The 17638-nt window shown below is 36.8% G+C and carries 18 protein-coding genes and 1 tRNA gene; 7 read left to right on the top strand and 12 right to left on the bottom strand.

What is annotated here, in order from left to right; genetic code table 11:
• Nucleotides 1-51: 51 nt before the first annotated feature.
• Nucleotides 52-435 carry a type II toxin-antitoxin system VapC family toxin gene (locus IPH66_12250; GenBank protein ID MBK7130119.1) on the bottom strand — a complete coding sequence of 128 codons (384 nt, stop codon included), beginning with the start codon at nt 433-435 and terminating at the stop codon, nt 52-54.
• Entirely contained in the window at nt 435-647 is a 213-nt protein-coding gene (locus IPH66_12245; GenBank protein ID MBK7130118.1) for a DUF2281 domain-containing protein, read from the bottom strand. Before IPH66_12245 ends, IPH66_12250 begins: the two co-directional genes overlap by 1 nt.
• 194 nt (nt 648-841) lie before the next feature.
• Between IPH66_12245 and IPH66_12240 the strand changes: the two genes are divergently transcribed.
• Nucleotides 842-2128 (top strand): aspartate kinase, encoded by a 1287-nt coding sequence (locus IPH66_12240; protein MBK7130117.1) that lies wholly within the window; start codon nt 842-844, stop codon nt 2126-2128.
• Between the two features lie 350 nt (nt 2129-2478).
• Here IPH66_12240 and IPH66_12235 read toward each other — a convergent pair whose 3' ends face one another.
• The 6 genes from IPH66_12235 to IPH66_12210 form a co-directional block, all read right to left on the bottom strand.
• Entirely contained in the window at nt 2479-2661 is a 183-nt protein-coding gene (locus IPH66_12235; protein ID MBK7130116.1) for a hypothetical protein, read from the bottom strand.
• An 11-nt stretch (nt 2662-2672) separates the two neighbouring features.
• Nucleotides 2673-3956 carry a DUF58 domain-containing protein gene (locus IPH66_12230; GenBank protein ID MBK7130115.1) on the bottom strand — a complete coding sequence of 428 codons (1284 nt, stop codon included), beginning with the start codon at nt 3954-3956 and terminating at the stop codon, nt 2673-2675.
• A 66-nt stretch (nt 3957-4022) separates the two neighbouring features.
• On the bottom strand, nt 4023-5048 hold the full coding sequence (locus IPH66_12225; GenBank protein ID MBK7130114.1) for a MoxR family ATPase: 1026 nt from the start codon (nt 5046-5048) through the stop codon (nt 4023-4025).
• Between the two features lie 41 nt (nt 5049-5089).
• Nucleotides 5090-6370: a hypothetical protein gene (locus tag IPH66_12220; protein MBK7130113.1), complete on the bottom strand. Its 1281-nt coding sequence runs from the start codon at nt 6368-6370 to the stop codon at nt 5090-5092.
• The gene (locus tag IPH66_12215; protein MBK7130112.1) at nt 6371-7177 is read right to left on the bottom strand and encodes a hypothetical protein; all 807 of its coding nucleotides are present in this window, start codon (nt 7175-7177) and stop codon (nt 6371-6373) included.
• Nucleotides 7170-9041 (bottom strand): stage II sporulation protein M, encoded by a 1872-nt coding sequence (locus tag IPH66_12210; GenBank protein MBK7130111.1) that lies wholly within the window; start codon nt 9039-9041, stop codon nt 7170-7172. Before IPH66_12210 ends, IPH66_12215 begins: the two co-directional genes overlap by 8 nt.
• Nucleotides 9042-9223: 182 nt before the next feature.
• Between IPH66_12210 and IPH66_12205 the strand changes: the two genes are divergently transcribed.
• The 5 genes from IPH66_12205 to IPH66_12185 all read left to right on the top strand — a co-directional run bounded on the left by IPH66_12205 (nt 9224) and on the right by IPH66_12185 (nt 13846).
• Nucleotides 9224-11284: a tetratricopeptide repeat protein gene (locus IPH66_12205; GenBank protein MBK7130110.1), complete on the top strand. Its 2061-nt coding sequence runs from the start codon at nt 9224-9226 to the stop codon at nt 11282-11284.
• 145 nt (nt 11285-11429) lie between these two features.
• Nucleotides 11430-11798 (top strand): large conductance mechanosensitive channel protein MscL, encoded by a 369-nt coding sequence (mscL, locus tag IPH66_12200; protein ID MBK7130109.1) that lies wholly within the window; start codon nt 11430-11432, stop codon nt 11796-11798.
• Nucleotides 11799-11891: 93 nt separating this feature from the next.
• Nucleotides 11892-12038, top strand: a complete 147-nt coding sequence (locus IPH66_12195; protein ID MBK7130108.1) for a hypothetical protein — start codon at nt 11892-11894, stop codon at nt 12036-12038.
• A complete protein-coding gene (locus tag IPH66_12190) occupies nt 12011-12853 on the top strand; it encodes a DUF3078 domain-containing protein (GenBank protein MBK7130107.1) in 843 nt (280 codons plus the stop codon). Before IPH66_12195 ends, IPH66_12190 begins: the two co-directional genes overlap by 28 nt.
• Nucleotides 12854-13033: 180 nt before the next feature.
• Entirely contained in the window at nt 13034-13846 is an 813-nt protein-coding gene (locus tag IPH66_12185) for a hypothetical protein (GenBank protein ID MBK7130106.1), read from the top strand.
• Between the two features lie 252 nt (nt 13847-14098).
• Here the strand turns inward: IPH66_12185 and IPH66_12180 are convergent.
• From IPH66_12180 to IPH66_12165, 4 genes are all read right to left on the bottom strand, one after another.
• Nucleotides 14099-14172, bottom strand: a tRNA-Asn gene (locus IPH66_12180).
• Nucleotides 14173-14783: 611 nt separating this feature from the next.
• Nucleotides 14784-15467, bottom strand: a complete 684-nt coding sequence (locus IPH66_12175; protein ID MBK7130105.1) for a hypothetical protein — start codon at nt 15465-15467, stop codon at nt 14784-14786.
• Between the two features lie 191 nt (nt 15468-15658).
• The gene (locus IPH66_12170) at nt 15659-16111 is read right to left on the bottom strand and encodes a single-stranded DNA-binding protein (protein MBK7130104.1); all 453 of its coding nucleotides are present in this window, start codon (nt 16109-16111) and stop codon (nt 15659-15661) included.
• Between the two features lie 87 nt (nt 16112-16198).
• Entirely contained in the window at nt 16199-17119 is a 921-nt protein-coding gene (locus IPH66_12165; GenBank protein ID MBK7130103.1) for an N-acetylmuramoyl-L-alanine amidase, read from the bottom strand.
• Between the two features lie 78 nt (nt 17120-17197).
• Between IPH66_12165 and IPH66_12160 the strand changes: the two genes are divergently transcribed.
• Nucleotides 17198-17629, top strand: coding sequence for a hypothetical protein (locus IPH66_12160; protein ID MBK7130102.1), 432 nt, complete (start codon nt 17198-17200; stop codon nt 17627-17629).
• Nucleotides 17630-17638: the final 9 nt, after the last annotated feature.

Below are 17638 nucleotides of genomic sequence, written 5' to 3'. Positions count from 1 at the left end.
ATACAAGCCTTAGAATTGCAAAAATCAATAACAGATGGATAGCATGAAATGTTACCAAAGCAACTTCACCTTGTATGATTTCGCAATTTTATCTCTTGAAATCAATGTGAGATTTTCAGAAAGAGCCTGGGCAAAAATTAATCTGTCAAAAGGGTCACGGTGGTGAAAGGGTAAGGTTGAAAGCGCCTCAAGATGTTCAGGTGAAATTGGAAGAATACTGATATTATTTTTCTGTGCTACGTTCACAAGTTCGCTGAGAGTTGGAGCCTTTAGTAATTTCCCGGATTGTACTTTAATTGTGAACTCCCATAAACTAGCAATACTCAAACAACATGTCAGATCCAAATCCTCAATCAAAGTAACGGAACTTTTGGGTAATTGTCTATCCCCAGCTGCAAACCAAAGAAAAGTATGTGTGTCTAATAAAAATCCCACTACATGTACTCTTTAAAATCATCTAACGGTTCATCAAAATCAGGAGATAATTTGATTTTTCCCTTAAGTGCACCGAATTGACGCTTTTTGTTTTTTATGGGTTTTCTTTTCTTTTCGTTTTTCTCTACCAAAAAGGCAATAAAATCCATTACCTGTTCGCGAAGTGCTTTAGGCAATGCATCAATTTGATATTTAAGTGAGGTATTTTTCACAAGACAAATATACAACAATCACCTGAGAAATCAAATAGATACGCCAGCCACCGATTCACAATAATTTTTCACACATAATAAATCAGTCGTGATAAATAATTGAAAACAAGTTCTGCATGACGAGGTTGAGCGTAATCGTATTAATTTCGCACAAAGTTTGGTGCGTGCATCAACGGTATAAATAAATTGATAGAATGAAAATTTTCAAATTCGGCGGTGCTTCAGTGAAAGATGCATCTGCAGTGCGCAACGTTGCTAAAATACTTTCTCTTTTTCAGCAAGAGCAATTAGTGGTAGTTATTTCAGCTATGGGCAAAACCACCAATGCCTTGGAAGCAGTAATGAAATCATATTGGAATAAAGACGGAAAAACCAATGAACTCATTGACCAAATTCGCTCATACCATTTGACTATTGAAACCGATTTATTTGCAAAAAATAATCACCCGGTTTCAGAAGAAATATCAAGTATTTTTAATTCGCTAAAAGAAAAGTGCAAGGGAAATGCCTCAGAGAATTTTCATTTTGAATATGATCAGATCATTTCGTTAGGTGAAGTGATTTCTACCAAAATAATTGCGGGTTGGTTACGGGCACAAAACTATCCATGCGCCTGGCTTGATGCGCGTAATGTAATACGTACTACAAACCGTTGGAGAGATTCCAACATCATCTGGGATAAAACAGAAGAACTCGTGAATCAAAAAATACAACAGCTCACTCAAGAAGGTCAACGTATCATTATAACGCAAGGATTCATTGGTTCAACAGCAGAAGGATTCACCACTACACTGGGTCGTGAAGGGTCAGATTTTACCGCTGCCATACTTGCTTATACCCTCAGTGCAAAAGATGTAACCATCTGGAAAGATGTACCCGGCATGCTCAACGCTGATCCAAAATATTTTGACAATACCTTGCTGCTTGAAAAAATTTCATTCCATGAAGCCATTGAATTAGCCTATTACGGTGCCTCCGTAATTCACCCGAAAACCATTCAACCGCTGAAAAGAAAAAACATTCCGCTCTACGTTAAATCATTTCTTGATCCCCATGCAAAAGGTTCGGTTATTCAAGCTTCAGAAGATTTTGATGCCAACATTCCATCCTTTATTTTTAAAATGAATCAGGTGTTGATTTCTCTGACGCCTAAAGATTATTCATTCATCGTAGAAGAAAATTTGCAGAGTATTTTCAGTTACCTGAGTCAGGAAAATATTCGCATTCACCTGATGCAAAATTCAGCTGTAAGTTTTTCATTCTGCGTGGATGCTGAAAAAGTAGATTTGAAAAAATTGTATGATCACTTTACGTCAAATTACTTAGTGAAATATAACGAAGGGCTTGAATTAGTAACCATTCGTCACTATGATCAGCCAACGATTGAGCGTGTAACTGTTGACAAAGAAATTTATCTTGAACAAAAATCAAGACATACGGCGCGCATTGTGATGAAAGATGTTTCTGATCAAAAACTTTAGTTATAGCAGGTTGCAACTTTCCGAGAAGCCATGACATGATCGAATACCAGGATTATTGAAACCGGGTATTATGTCACCCATACTGGGTTCGTACCTTATTGAGTTCTCAATTTAGTAATATGTCATCCCCTCGGGATTGCGATCGTAGACTTGATTTGATACTGCGGTAACTGGTTACTATTACCCCAAATTAAGCAATAGAATCTTGAGGTCCATGAAGGGTTGCAAATCAAATTCTCTGCGTAGGCTCAGGTCGCGACCTGAGCCTACTGAACGACAATAAATTGCAACCCTTCTTGTTCAATATTCATTCAATTGATTCATATGCGGTTGCGGATTCCTGCCAACAATCATTTCCCTTTTTTCTCAATCACCGTTTTCATGAAAAGCGCTAGCAGTGCAACAATGATTGGAATCCAGTAAAAATCTTCTAAAAATTCCAATTCATCTACTTCACGGCCTGTTAGCACCATGATGGGAATTGTAATAATTGCCCCAAGAAAAACAGAATTAAAAAAACGAACGTAATTCATTACGATCTTATTTAAATTACCCCTCTGGCCTTCAATTCAAGATATTTGTTGATGGTGTCAATGCTGAGTTTTTCAGGTGTAGTCAAAACAGTTTGAATGGCATTTTTTCTCAACTCAAGCGCAATCTTCTTTTTATCCATTTTATGCTTTTCAGCAAAGGTTTTTATATAGATGTCACGCACGTGTCTTGTTTGCATTTCAGCTGCCTTTTCAATCTCTGTATTTTCAAAAAAGATCACCACCAAAACATGGAGTTGATTAATTTTTTTCAGTAATGGCAAATTGCGTTTCAGCGCGTATTCAGTGTCAATATTGGTGTAAAGCATAATGAGACTGCGACCTTTGATGTGATTGCGCACACCATGATACAACATTTCATAATTAGCTTCCAGAAATCTTGTTTTTTGCCGATATAAAATTTCAAGAATTTTGGTAAGTTGATTTGAATTTCGCTCTGCCGCAATTTTAGAACCCAGTTTATCTGAAAAAGTCATGAGCCCAACCTTGTCACCTTTTCTCAAACAGATGTTTGAAAAAGCGAGGGTTGAATTAATCGCATAGTCAAGCAAGGTGAGATTATTGAATGGCATGCGCATGCTTCGGCTTTTATCAATAATGGAATAAACATGTTGTGCTCGTTCATCTTGATATTGATTCACCATCAATTCATTTCTTCGGCTTGTAGCTTTCCAGTTTACGGTGCGCAAATCATCTCCTTGAACGTAATTTTTTATTTGCTCAAATTCATTGTTATGTCCAAGACGTCTAATTTTTTTAATGCCTGTTGTAGCAGTTTTAGCAAATACCTTCAACTCATACTTTTTCATTTGCAGAATAGAAGGATAAGCAGCAACTGTGCGCTTTTCAGCAACAACAAACTTCCGTTGAACAAAGCCGGTCAGGGTTGAAATGAAAACAAAAATATCATTGAAAAGATACTCGCCCCGTTCTGTGGGTGTGATGTGATAAATCCAATCTGCCTCAAATCCGGCTTCAATTCTAATTTGTTTATGCATATCACGCAATTGCAATTGATATGGTGGATTATCATAAATGTCTAACGAAACCAGATATGGATAATGATGTCTTATATTAATACGCACTTTGTTTTCATCACCCATTGAAATTTGACTTTGCACAAACCGCTGAGCTGAAACAGGCTTGCGATTGGAAAAGAGCATCAATAATTCAACCAGAATAATAGCAAGCAGCGTTGCCAGAAAAACTTGTCCGGCAATGAAAAAAACCGGCAAAACAAAGCCTGTTGCCAGAATTCCTGCCGCGATAAACAGCATCAGAAAAAATCTGGGTGTCAGGTATAAATCAGGATATATGAGGCGTATTAAATATCTCATTCAACCTTATCTTGGAACTTCAACTTCGTGAATAATTTCTTTGATGATATCTTCCGTTGTGAGCCCCTCCATTTCAGCTTCAGGAGTCAATATTAATCTGTGATTCAAAACATGTGGAGCTACAAACTGTACGTCATCCGGAATAACAAAATCACGACCTCTGATAGCAGCAAAAGCTTTGGAGGTTTTCATCATTGCCAACGACGCACGCGGTGAACCACCTAAATATAATTTACCATGATTTCTGGTTTTATCCGTAATCTGCGCAATGTATTTTAAAATCTGATCTTCAATTCTTACTTGTGCAACCAAATCTTGAATTTTTTGCAAATCACCGGCGGTAAACACTCCTTTCACTTCATTGAGATCAGGAGACTTTACATTGTTTTTGTATCTGCTTAAAATTTCCTGCTCATCAGCCAGGGTAGGATAATTGATTTTTATTTTGAATAGAAAACGGTCTAATTGTGCTTCAGGCAAATTGTATGTTCCTTCTTGCTCAATTGGGTTTTGAGTAGCCAAAACAAGAAAAGGAAAAGTCATTTGATATACTTTACCATCATAAGAAATCTGGCGCTCTTCCATTACTTCAAACAACGCTGCTTGCGTTTTTGCCGGAGCCCGATTAATCTCATCAATAAGTACAATATTTGAAAATACAGGTCCTTTTTTAAAGTTGAAAGAACTATCTTTTAAATCATACACTGAAGTTCCAATCACGTCAGACGGCATTAAATCAGGGGTGAATTGTATCCTTGAAAAATCAACTGACAGAGTTTTAGAGAGCACCTTTGCCGTGAGTGTTTTTGCAACACCCGGAACACCTTCAAGTAAGACATGCCCGTTTGAAAAAATACTTACCATCAGCAGATCAACCATGTCATGCTGACCAATGACAAAATTTCCAATTTCCTTGCGTGTTTGAACTACTTTATCATGAATTAAACCAAGGTTCAGCGATGACGCGAAAAGCGGGTCTATACTCTGTGATTGTGCGCTCCCTGACGCAGGTAGATTTCCGCCTTGATTCATGCCTGAATCGTTGCCGGCATTTACATTTTCCTGTTCTTCCATCATTGACATTTTTTATAAAAGTATTCTATTTTCTGATGTAACAGAATTAAATCTTCGTCTGTTACTCCCATTTTATTTTCAAGCACGCTAAACAATTTAAATATCTCAGCAATGCGCTCCTTTTCTATTCCTGATTTCATAGCAACGCGTGAGATAAATTTTTCATCTATGTCCTTGCTGGTTATATAATAGTGATCAGCAAGAAAATTTAGAAAAGTTCTCTCTTTGAGTTTTATTAATTTGTTGTGTTGGTTTTCTTGCAAGTACAAAGATGCCAGCGTTGTAATGTACTGCATGCTGGTATTATCTTTAGCTTCAGTTGCCGGAATGATTCGTTGTTTTCTCTTACCTCTGAAAATAGCATAGAACAATGCGCCAAGCAATAAAACAATACTTGCCCACAGCAACGGAGGATTATTCATTAAGAATTCAAGTATACTTCTCCTCTCCTCTACTCCTCCGGTATCATCACCTTCAGAGCTATAATGAGATTCAAGATTATATCTATCCCATTGAATGCGTCCGGGTGGAATATGTGCCAAAACCTTTTCAACATATTCAAACCCTCTGCGTTTCATCATTGAGATGTTCGTAAACTGATACGGAGTACTATGAAGAAAAATATTACCTGCCCCATATTTAATGCGCAGAAAATTTGCATTGCTATACTCATCAGTACCTAAAACAAATAGGGTATCATCACCAAAGAGACTAAAAATATCTGAGCGCATATATTCCCATGCTCGTGCTCTACCTTTATTTTCATAAATGTATTTTGATTCATAGGAATCATTCATTAAATCAGGATGAGTAAACTGCAAACGTTGCACTGAATCACGCTCAGAGAATTCATACAACAACGAATCCGCATCACGTGTGATCAAAGAAATGAACGGCTCAGGAAATTCATCACAAGCCATAAAAACGGTATTACCTTCCAGTAAAAAATCAAACAAATAGTCGGCATCCACATCTTCCAAAAAATTGTAGGCTCCAATGAAAAAATAAATATCATTGACATCTTTATTGTCTTTTAATGCCGTAGACAATTCTTCATTGAGTTGAAGAAAATTACCAAAGAGACCCACCGTATCCAGCAACTCTTTCAAAACATGGGTTCCATAAGGACCCCGATCAGCGGGATCATAAGTTTCAAGCCAAACATCCGTCACAAATTGTTCTGGTTGTTTTTCTCTTTTACTTCCTCCAAAAAGATAGAGCAATACAACAAAGAGAATAATCACTCCCGCAACAACTAATATTTTGCCGTTTTTACTCAATTATTCTACCCCCAGTTTATCAAGCAAGCCTTTAAATTCAGGTTGAATTTTATCAAAAGTTTGCCGGTCAATTTCACGTTTGCCGTACCAAATCACCTCAAAATATCCTACCGATTTACTAAAAGGAGAATACAACGAATTCTCACTCATCTCACGCATATAATGATAATTAGTTTTTTCCTTTTGCCACTCAATCCAACGCTTTTGAGATAGATCACGAAGGATGAAAATAAAATAGATACGCACCGCCGCGCGATAGTCATTTCGTGCAAGGGCATCACGCAATAATTTTTGTAATTCTGTCAACGGAATTTCAGTTGGTGCCTGCTCATCCAGATCAAGAATTGGTTTCACTTTGGCGCCATCTCGTGCACGATTGACAAATAAATAATAAATCAGAAAAGCCAACACACCAACCAAAAGAATCAACAGGATATATCCCAAAGCACCCATACCACCCCATGCCGGTGGGTTAATCTGAGCTGAAGGAGGTGGTTCATAATCATACGATTCTGATTCATTTGGGCGATAACTACCGCCACTTTCAGATCCACCATCACCTTGGCCTGTTCCTCCTCCACCATTACGTTTGCGTTGCATATCACGCTGGGCTCGCTGATAATCTTCGCGGTTTTCGTAAGTCCATTCTCGGCCTGCATCATTTTGCGGACGATTTTCATAGCGAATATTTCTGCGAATTTCTTCCCACTTTTTGTCGTCCAATCTGTGGTCATACAATTCATTATCTTGCCCAAATAATATGGACGAACCAAACACAAAGATGATATAGAAAAATAGCCTATTCAAAGTCAAGTGCATTTTCAAAATTCCGGCTTCGACGTCCAAATTGATTCAGTCTTTCATACAAACCTTTTGCCGTGCTTTTTTCACTTGAGGTGTAGTAACAAAACTGAAGCGCAATGAGCACAATGCTAAACATAAAAAAGATGAACAACAGATAAGCGATGCTTGAAATAAAAGCCAGAATAATCAAATAACTATCACTTGATGTAATGACAAATTCTTTAACAATTTGAAGTAACAACTCAAGAAAACCAAAAAATGGATTTTCAAGAAAGAAAAAGAAAATAACCGTGATAAGAGCAAAGAGCATGACAGAACCAAGGCCATCTCCATACGCGCCTTTACCCAATGAGAAGCACTGTCCAAAAGCTGAGAAAAAATTTTTCTTCTCAATTAATATGATAGATGGAATAAGTAGAAGAAAAGGACTCACAAAAAGAAGCAGAAATATAATAAACCCGTTTGCAAAAATTAAAATTGAAAATATCATTAGAGAAAATAAATATACCCAAATGAAAGGCTTCAAACTATAACTGAAAAATTTTGACATCAAACTTTCATCTGACTTGTCATGTGTGATAAAGTGTGCCGCAAGAATTAGCAAACTAAGGGCAACCGGCCAGCCAAATAATTTATAAAAAGTAAAATCTCCTCGAGTACCAAAAAGCGACCCCATATTTTCATACCAACTTAATGAAACATAGTTAAAACGACCGGCTTCCAAAATATAAATCAACACTGTGAAAACAAGAATTAGCGGCAGCACCACCGACATAAAAATGCGAGATAAACGTGAAGCCTTTGCAATGAAGAGATAAAAAGTATCTGTAAAAACTTCACCTGCATTGCGGATAATATTCCACTCCATTTTCTTTTCAGGTATATGTCTTGGCACCTCTTTTAATTCTATTTTTTCAGGGAATTTTTTCGCAACAAAAAATGGATAAATAACATAATACAAAATCATGATACCAAAACACAACAGAATAAGCACCAGTTTTATGGGATCAGGAATAGCAAGATAATGCCGAGTGACATAACTTTCAAGAAATCCTGCAATAATAAAAAACGGAATCAAACTCACCATGATAACTAAGCCTCGCTTTGCAGAAAAAACCAACGATTGCAAACGGGAATACGATCTTGGGAAAAGCAAACCACTTCCAACCGTTATTCCTGCAGCGCCGGCAATCACAATGGAAGAAATTTCAAAAGCACCATGTATCCATACCGCTAAAAAGGAGGTAAGCAATAAGCCTTTAGTTTTGAAGAACCACTGAAAAGCGCCCAACATAACGCCGTTGTATAACAACAAAAAGTAGGTAAGCACCACGGTGATTCCGGCAACAAAAGTGATAAACGCAACGCGAATATTATTAATGGTGATTTGCCAGAACATACTGCCTGAAGGTGAATCACCGTAAACCCCCATTGGATTGCCATCTTCAATTCTGCGAAGAGTTTCATCCACATATCCGTCACCTAAAATAATACGCACGAAACCTTCATCATTTGCTTGCGATGCGATACCGATTAAACAAGCCAACAAGAAAAAGAGAAACGCCGTTAGCAAATTATATCGTGACCGATACATTTCAAGTGGTACGGTTTGTGTCCAGAATTTTGAAAAACTTCCTATTGGTTGCTTATGCTGTTTGTACAAACTGGTAAATACCCCTTGTGCCAATTGGTTTAGGTAAACACGAACAGAGCGACGCGGGTAAAATGTTTTTGCGTAGGAAAGATCTTCCGTAATTTCAGTGAAGAGTTCAGCTACTTCATCCGGATCATTATTTCCATTGGCAGACAGTTTTTCAAACCGCGCCCACTTCTTTTTATTTTGTTGTATGAAATCTGTTTCCTTCAAGGCAGATAAAAGTAAGAATATCCTGTTATAAAGAGATTGTTGATTCGTTAAAAATATTTATTTATCCTGAAGAAATTTAAAATTGCCTTTTAAAATCACTATTCATGAATCATCTGCAAGCTGAAAACGTTTTTCATTTATTTATTGAAACTATTCCTTAACTTTAAACAAAACAAAACTGCATGAAATTGCTGAAAGTAATATTTCCGCTTTTTTTATCCGTGGCATTAAGAGCACAGCAAATCACTAGTTCAGAGATTATTGCTATGTCTAATGATACCGCTAAAGTGGAGGCGTTGCTTGAATATTGCAAAGACATTTCAGAGCAGAACATGGATTCTGCAAAGTACTATTTGTCCAAGGCAGAATTGCTGTCTACCAAAATTAATTATCATCGGGGTTTAGTTGGGGTAATGCTTGTAAAGGGAACACTGGCCTGGCATGAGGGAGACTTTATCACCGCCAAAACCTTGTTAATGGAAGCTGACCGTGAAGCAAGTAAAAATAATTACACTAACCTCATAGCAGCAAATAAACTATTGTTAGGTAATGTGTATGCGCGCACCGGAGATTATGAAAACGCATTGCTGACTTATCGTCAAGGATTAGCTATATGCGAAACAACCGGAAATTATACTACTGCTTCGTCTCTTTATATTTCCATTGGCATTACCAAACGACTTTCAGGCGAACTTGATTCAGCAGAATATTATTACCGCCATGTTCTGAAAATTCAGGAGGAACAGTTGCATGATTCTTTAGCAATGGCAAGTATCTATAACAATATTGGCAGTTTGTATTTTTATCAGGGAGAATATATCACAACTGAAAAATATGTGCTCAAGGCATTAGAAATAAACAGGCTCAGCGGTAATCGGCGCTATGAAATGATTAATCTGGCAAACCTTGGCGGTGTTTGGGGAAATCCGGATGGAAATCTTACCAAAGCCATGCAATATTTTAATCAAGCATTGCAAATTGCTGAAGAACGGAATGCAAAATCCGATATCTATGAATTCTATAAAAATATGGCAGAGATTAATGCTAACTTCCATCAATACAAGCAAGCCTACGAATATTTATTGTTGAGTAATCAATATCGTGATAGCGTTTATAGTGAGTCACAAAAAGCGCAATTAGTTGAGTTAGACAAAAAGTATCAGACAGAAAAAATCCAAGATTCATTGCACATGAATCAGCAAGAGCTTGATATTACACTTGCAAGAGAAAGTGAAGCCGAGGCAAAGGCATCACGCAAGGCATGGCAACTAGCAGCTTCATTACTATTAACCGCATTGACACTTGGTTTGTTGATCTACGTTTATCGCAATTCAAAAAAACAAAAGCAGATGAATAATCTTCTCCTTGAAAAAAACGAAGAAATTAATTTGCAAAAAATAATTATTGAAGAAAAAAATATTGAACTCACAGATAGTATTACTTATGCCAAAAGAATTCAATCTGCACTTCTACCATCACAAAATAAATTGAATGATGTTCTGGGTAATCACTTCATTTTTTTCAGACCAAAAGATATTGTCTCAGGCGATTTTTATTTTGTATATAAATCAGGTGAGAAGAAATATTTTTCAGTTGCTGATTGCACCGGACATGGCGTTCCTGGTGCTATGGTAAGCATGTTGGGTTATGAATCGTTGTCAAAAATAGTAGCCGTTCATAACCTAAATGCCGCAGAAATTTTGGAACAGCTCAATGCCACTTTAATTGAAGCACTCTCAAACAAAGATTCATTACATGATGATATTAAGGACGGGATGGATATATCATTTTGTATTTTGGAAAAGTATTCTCTCAGTTTCTGCGGAGCAAACAACGGGGCATACATCATCAGAAAATCAGATGCTGAAACAGAAAAAAAAGATAACATGAAAGTACGGCAGTTCGGGCCTTACCAATTCATAGAATTATTAGCGTGTAACAGACCAATTGGATATTACACCGGTGCTGTAAAATTTACTGAAACCACATTCACACTATTGCCTGGAGATATGTTGTATCTATATACTGACGGCTACGCTGATCAGTTTGGTGGTGAAAATTTACCTGCCGGTAAAGTGGGCGGAAAAAAATTAAAAACATCACGATTCAAAGAGGAATTAACCAAAATGGTTAGCCTCTCTCCAACTGAGCAAGGTCAATACCTCACAAATTTTATGCACAAGTGGCAAGGTCAATTTGACCAACTTGATGATATGACCGTAATGGGTGTTTTGATTCAATAAAGGCTGCACTAATCACCCTGTACAACTATCCATAAGCTGGCTTTTGATGTGAATCATTCAACAATTTGCTTTTCAAAATTTTAACACATTATTATTGCGTGTTGAGTTGCGCTAATCTAACTTTGTACACTTTAAAAACTGTATTATGTTAAAAGAATTCAAGGCCTTCATTTTGAGAGGCAATGTAGTTGATTTGGCAGTAGCTGTCATAATGGGTGCCGCGTTTGGAGCAATCGTAAGTTCTATGGTTACTGATGTTTTAACCCCGCTCATTCTAAATCCGGTAATGGAAAAATTACACGTAACAAAACTCGAAGAAATTGCGTGGAATGGGGTATTGTATGGTAAATTTATTGCAACCGTCATCAACTTTGTCATTATTGCATTTGTCATTTTTATTATGGTGAAAGCCATGAATAAAGCAACGCGTAAAAAAGAAGCTTCACCCGCCCCAAAGGAGCCTAGTAACGAAGAAAAATTACTAACTGAAATACGCGATTTACTAAAAAAGTAAAACGCTTTTTTTATTAAAAAAATATGCGAAGTCCATCAAGTTGAACTCTGCTATTTTTTATTGTCTTTCAAAAATTATAGAATAAAAAAGTATATGTCAAAATCTAAATTTTACCTTGTGTTGATTCTGTTATTTTCAGGATTTTCTGCATACAATCAAGTAACAGAAAAAGAAGACAAGCTGAAAGAAATAAGGCTTGATTCATTGGATGGATGGAAAAAGGCGGACTCACGGCATTGAATATTTCACAAGTTGGATTAACCAATTGGGCCGCCGGTGGTCAAAGTTCCATTGCATTGAACGGCATTGTGAGTTTGTATGCCAATTTAAAAATTGGAAAATCAACCTGGGATAACTCTTTGGATTTGGGTTACGGAATTTTGCGTCAGGGTTCAGGTATGGCTTTACGAAACGGCGTGTTTATGAAAACAGATGATAAGATTGACCTTGTTTCTAAATATGGAAGAATGGCATCTGAAAAATGGTACTACGCCGGGCTGATCAATTTCAATACGCAATCTACTCCGGGTTATACTTATCCCAATGATTCATTAGTTATTTCACGATTCATGGCTCCTGCCTATTTGCTTGGTGCTGCGGGTATGGATTATAAACCCAGTGAATATTTTACTGCGTTTATTTCTCCAATCACCATGAAAATGACCTTTGTCAATGATGATTCTCTTGCAGACGCTGGTGCTTATGGTGTTCAAGAAGCTACTTATGATGACTTGGGAAATATTGTTACAAAGGGTTCAAAAACTCGTTTTGAGTATGGAGGGTATGTGCGCTTCTCCTACAAAAAAACAGTGATGGAAAATATTACCATCACGTCTAAGCTGAGTTTGTTTTCTAATTATGCCAATAATCCACAGAACATTGATGTCAACTGGGAAAATCTTATAGAATTTAAAGTGAACAAATATATCTCAGCTACCCTTGCAACGCATTTGATTTATGATGATGATATTGATATTACCGATGCAGACGGAAATACCGGTCCGCGCACACAGTTTAAAGAGGTAATAGGCATTGGTTTCTCATATAAATTCTGATTTTGAGCAAGTTAAAGAATTAACAAGCCCGTGAAAACCTGTTGAAATGCCGTATTTTAACGAACATTTAACGTACTCATCGATCATTTTTATTGCTCTGAACCCGAAAAGTCGTAACTTTGTCGAAGTTTTTTGGTATAGTAGTTGCTATACAACAAACACAAAATAACTGCAAACGAAATGAGAGAAGGAATGATTCAAAAAATAATAATCACCGGATGCTTAACCACGATACTAGCATTACCGGTATTTTCAAACATTTCAGTAGAGGGACATTATCAGGGAAAAAATCTGATAGTTCAAAGTCCTGAAAGTGAAGACGGATTTGGCTACTGTATCAATCGCGTAACTGTAAACGGCACTCCAACATCTGCCTCAGTTCACTCAAGTGCATTCATGATTGATATGGCCGAATTTGATATTCAAATTGGTGATCCGGTTTTAGTTGTTGTAGAACATGAAGATGGCTGCAATCCAAAACTATTGAATCCTGAAGTTTTACTACCAAAAAGCACATTTGAAGTTGGTGAAATGTCATGTACCGCTGATGGTCTTCTTTCTTGGACAACCACCGGTGAGTCTGGTAAACTGTCTTATCAGATTGAACAATTTCGCTGGAATAAATGGGTGGTAATTGGTGAAGTTGCCGGCGTTGGAACTGAAGGACTAAACAAATACACGTTCAATATCACGCCTCACTCAGGTGAAAATAAAATTCGCATCAGCCAAACTGATAACACCGGTAAAAAAAGAAACTCTCAAGAAATTTCCTTTACGTGTGAATCATGCCCTGAGCCAGAAATGGAACAAACCGGTGATGCAATTGAATTCAAAAAAGACGGCAAACCGGTTAAAACTAAATATGAAATTTTTGACAGCTACGGGAACATTGTAAAAAAAGGAATGAACTCTAAGGTTGTATGTGAGAACATGAAAAAAGGTGTTTACCACGTGAATTACGACAATAAATACGAGCGCATTATTCTTGAATAATCGCAAATCTTATGAAAAAGAAAGGCAGACTTTAGGGTCTGTTTTTTTTTTGCGCAGAATTAATTACCATAGTAGAATAAGTCATTAGACTCATTACGGCGAATTACTTGAATAACCACTAATTTAAGCCACACTCATGCCAACTATACAATATTCAGCCTGATGTCACTATATCTGGAAAGCGTCACAAAATTATGTGCAATTGAATGAAGGTAAAAACAAAAGCCGGTCAGAAACCGGCTCTATCATTTGCTCCCCCTTCAGGACTTGAACCTGAGACCCTCTGATTAACAGTCAGATGCTCTAACCAACTGAGCTAAGGAGGAATTTATTTTCGCTAAAAGCGAGGGCAAATATAGTAATTTAATGTATTGAACAATCCTACATGAAAGAAAAAGTTGAGGAATAATGATAATTATATTGAAATAAATGAATCAAATATCCCTGTAAATGAGACTATTCATTCATGTTATTGAAAATATTTTTCAATTCAAATTTTTCCCTTGGTTACCTTTTATTGATGTTGACATATATAAGCAGAGAGCCTTCAGCAAGCTCCATTTTTTGAGGGTGACATGAAATCGGCAATCAATTTGCCCTCAAAGACAAAGTCGGAATTTTTGCAGTTTTCCGATTTGCAACTAATGTAACGGCAAAAGTCTCCCGTAGAAAGCGAGGGGACTTTTGTTTTTTTACGATGCACAGTAGTTTGTCATAGTTCCCAACCAAATAATTGAATAAAAACCATTCGAGAGGTTACCTTTTCAATAATCCGACATCCATAATAAGATTAACAAGTTGAAGATGTTGTGATGATGGTAAACGGTTCTTTTACTCACACACGCTTTTTTGGGGCCAGATACACCGGCCATCATAACATTTTCTGGGTTTCATAACAAAAAGGGGAAAGCACTTCATTGACTTGGAGTGCTTTTTTTCATTCGTTCATGCTGACAATTTCAGAGACTACCATTTCAATCAACTTAACCTGCTCAGTTAAATGACCATATTCAGCTTCAATATTTACATACGGAATTCCTTTTCTGCCGCAATAAACTGAGAGTGATCCATCATCTTTGCAGTTATTATTATCCTGCAAAATAATATTTACCGGCAATTGTGAAAGATGATCATACAAGTTCTTGTCAGTAGTGAATATAAAATCATCCGGATCCATGTTTTGATCAATATGTATTTGGGCAGCATTTCCATACTCATCACCACCGACTTGATAACTGAAAATAGAATAATTGTCTGGCGTGTTATTGTGCAATGATATCACCCAACCTGCACTGCGCAACAATTTCAATATATCATGCGCAAAAGATTTAGCCATGCGTTCAGCTTTTCTGCTGAAGAGTGTGTCATAGGCAATGGTTTCTTCAATTCCGGCATGTGTGAAAATACGATTTGGATCAACGCTGTAAACAACATCGTGATGGTTAAAATAAATTCGTCTGGTAATATTGTGTTGTAACCAAATGAATTGATACTTTTTTTCAAGGTCAAATTTTCGGTAAGCCTCAACACTGGTCAACTCATTCTCATGCACATTGATGAATAAAATTTCACTTTTTGATTCTGAGTTTTCATTGATTACCTGGATTACGCTATCACCCATTTCCAAGGTGCAAATAGTTGTTTGAGCAAAGGGACACGTTGAAAGAAGTGTAAAGAAAAAAATGGATAATAATTTTATCCGTGATCTGCATAGCAGAAAATTTATTCGCCCCGGTACGTTCAGGCGGAAACCAAAAACTGAATCATGCATACACAAATGTACACAAGTTGAAATGCTGATGAATGAGAGAATTAAAAAAGATCTTGTTCAAGCTCTTCCAATGCGCGAGAAGAATCGGTAGACTCTGAATCAAATTCATCCTCATCAAAATCAAAAAACTCATCATCTTTTCTAAGTGAACCACCTGATGGTCTCAAAATATTCGTGCGAGAAACATTGAGTCTGATTTCAGTTTTTACACTATTATCTTCTTGCAGATAGCCTTTAGCAAAAGGTGTTCCGGTTATTTCCACCAAAGTTCCTTTTTTAAGAAAATCAAGGATGCGCATATTGGCACCTTCTCTTTTCCAGATAGTACAATTTACCCAGGTTGTTTTTGTGCGCTGTTCACCGGTGCGCTTATCTTTCCAGTTTTTATTATGAGCAACAGGAAAATTGATGGCAACTACGCCTTTTTCCATGGATTTCACCGTTGCGTCTTTGCCAATGTTTCCAATAAGTCGGGTCTCAAAAATAGTAGCCATAGTAAGTCAGTTTTTATGGAACAACAAAGCAATATAAGTCTTTTTTTTGACTTATCCAACTATTAATGAGTGATTTAAATAAATTGATTAATCAAACTGAACAATGAAAGCATCAGCAAAACCTTTAGCCTGCACGTCTTTCTGCACTTTTTTGGCCTCTTGTTTATCGGTGAAAGGACCAACATAATACTTGTACTTAAAATTACCTGCACTTTCAACATGAACTCGTTCTACCGGATAATCCAATTTATTAAATTGCTCAATGTTAGTTGACACAGAATCAACTGAAGACATAATTTGAATTTTATAAACAGGCCCTGACTTTTGATCAGTTTGTGTTACTTGATTTGTTACAGGACTAAAATCAATATCAGGATGATTTTTCTTCAGCATATCCCGCGTTGCTCTAAAAATTGCTGACGCCAAAATATCTTGACCGTAATCTGAATTTAAAAAAGTAGCCTCGTTGGTATTCGTCAGAAAACCACATTCAACTAAAACCGTCGGCATTTTTGTGTATTTTAATACTTGCAATGAGTGACCAATATCATCTAGTGTTTTTACACCTCGGCTCTTTCTTCCTGCCCGACGTTTAAATTGGTCTTCAATTAATAATGCCCATTGATAAGAAACCTTAGCATCAAAACTATGAATATGTGTTTCTGTTCCGTGCGTTTCAGGGTTGTCACTGCCATTCACGTGAATGCTCAACATGTAATCTACGTTGTTTGAATTAGCCATTTCAACTCGTTCATCCAAACTTGGGTAGGTATCTCCGGTGCGCGTGTACAGCACGTTTACATTAGATAAATTAGTAGAAAGATAAATACCCAGTTTAGTAGAAATAATAAGCGCAATTTCCTTCTCTTGTCCAATGTCATTTGTCAGTGGCAGGTGACCGGGATCTTTACCGCCATGCCCCGGGTCAATGAGAATGGTGACAGAAGTTTTTTGTCCTGATAAAATAAAACCTGTACCAAGTAAAAAAATCAAAATAATCCACTTCATGCCGCCAAAATACTGTAGATACATTTTTGTTAGTGACACTGTTAAATAAAATAATTCATAGATATTTGTTTATAATCTATGAAAACAACCCTATCTATAGAACCTGAAATTGAGGTGTGGTATATGAAAGCGTTTGCAACATTTCACATACTCACCGGCGTTTTGTTTTCGGTTATTTTTATTCTGGGTGCTCTGATTTTGAAGGATTTTTTTTATTTCCTGTATTTGATTTTATCAATTGGTATAGTTGTGATGGGAATCAACAGGCTGAGAAAGCCATATATCTGTTGTTTTAAAAATGAAATTACTGTGACAGGGCTCTTTGGAGAAATTTCCAAAACATATAAATGGGAACAAAAAAATGAGATTTGTATAAGCGGGAATCGCGTTTTTGTGCAAGGAAAAAAACTCAAATTCAACAGTTGGTTTACCAATGTGCACCAGTACCAAAAAATGCTGAGATATTTAAACGGTGAAAACATGCCTGCTGATGAGTTGCAGCATGATTAGCTAATTTGA

Source organism: Crocinitomicaceae bacterium (assembly GCA_016708105.1).
Classification (GTDB): domain Bacteria; phylum Bacteroidota; class Bacteroidia; order Flavobacteriales_D; family Crocinitomicaceae; genus JADJGJ01.
The sequence above is the reverse complement of the archived record's forward strand: the minus strand, read 5'-3'. Positions and strand labels throughout refer to the sequence as shown.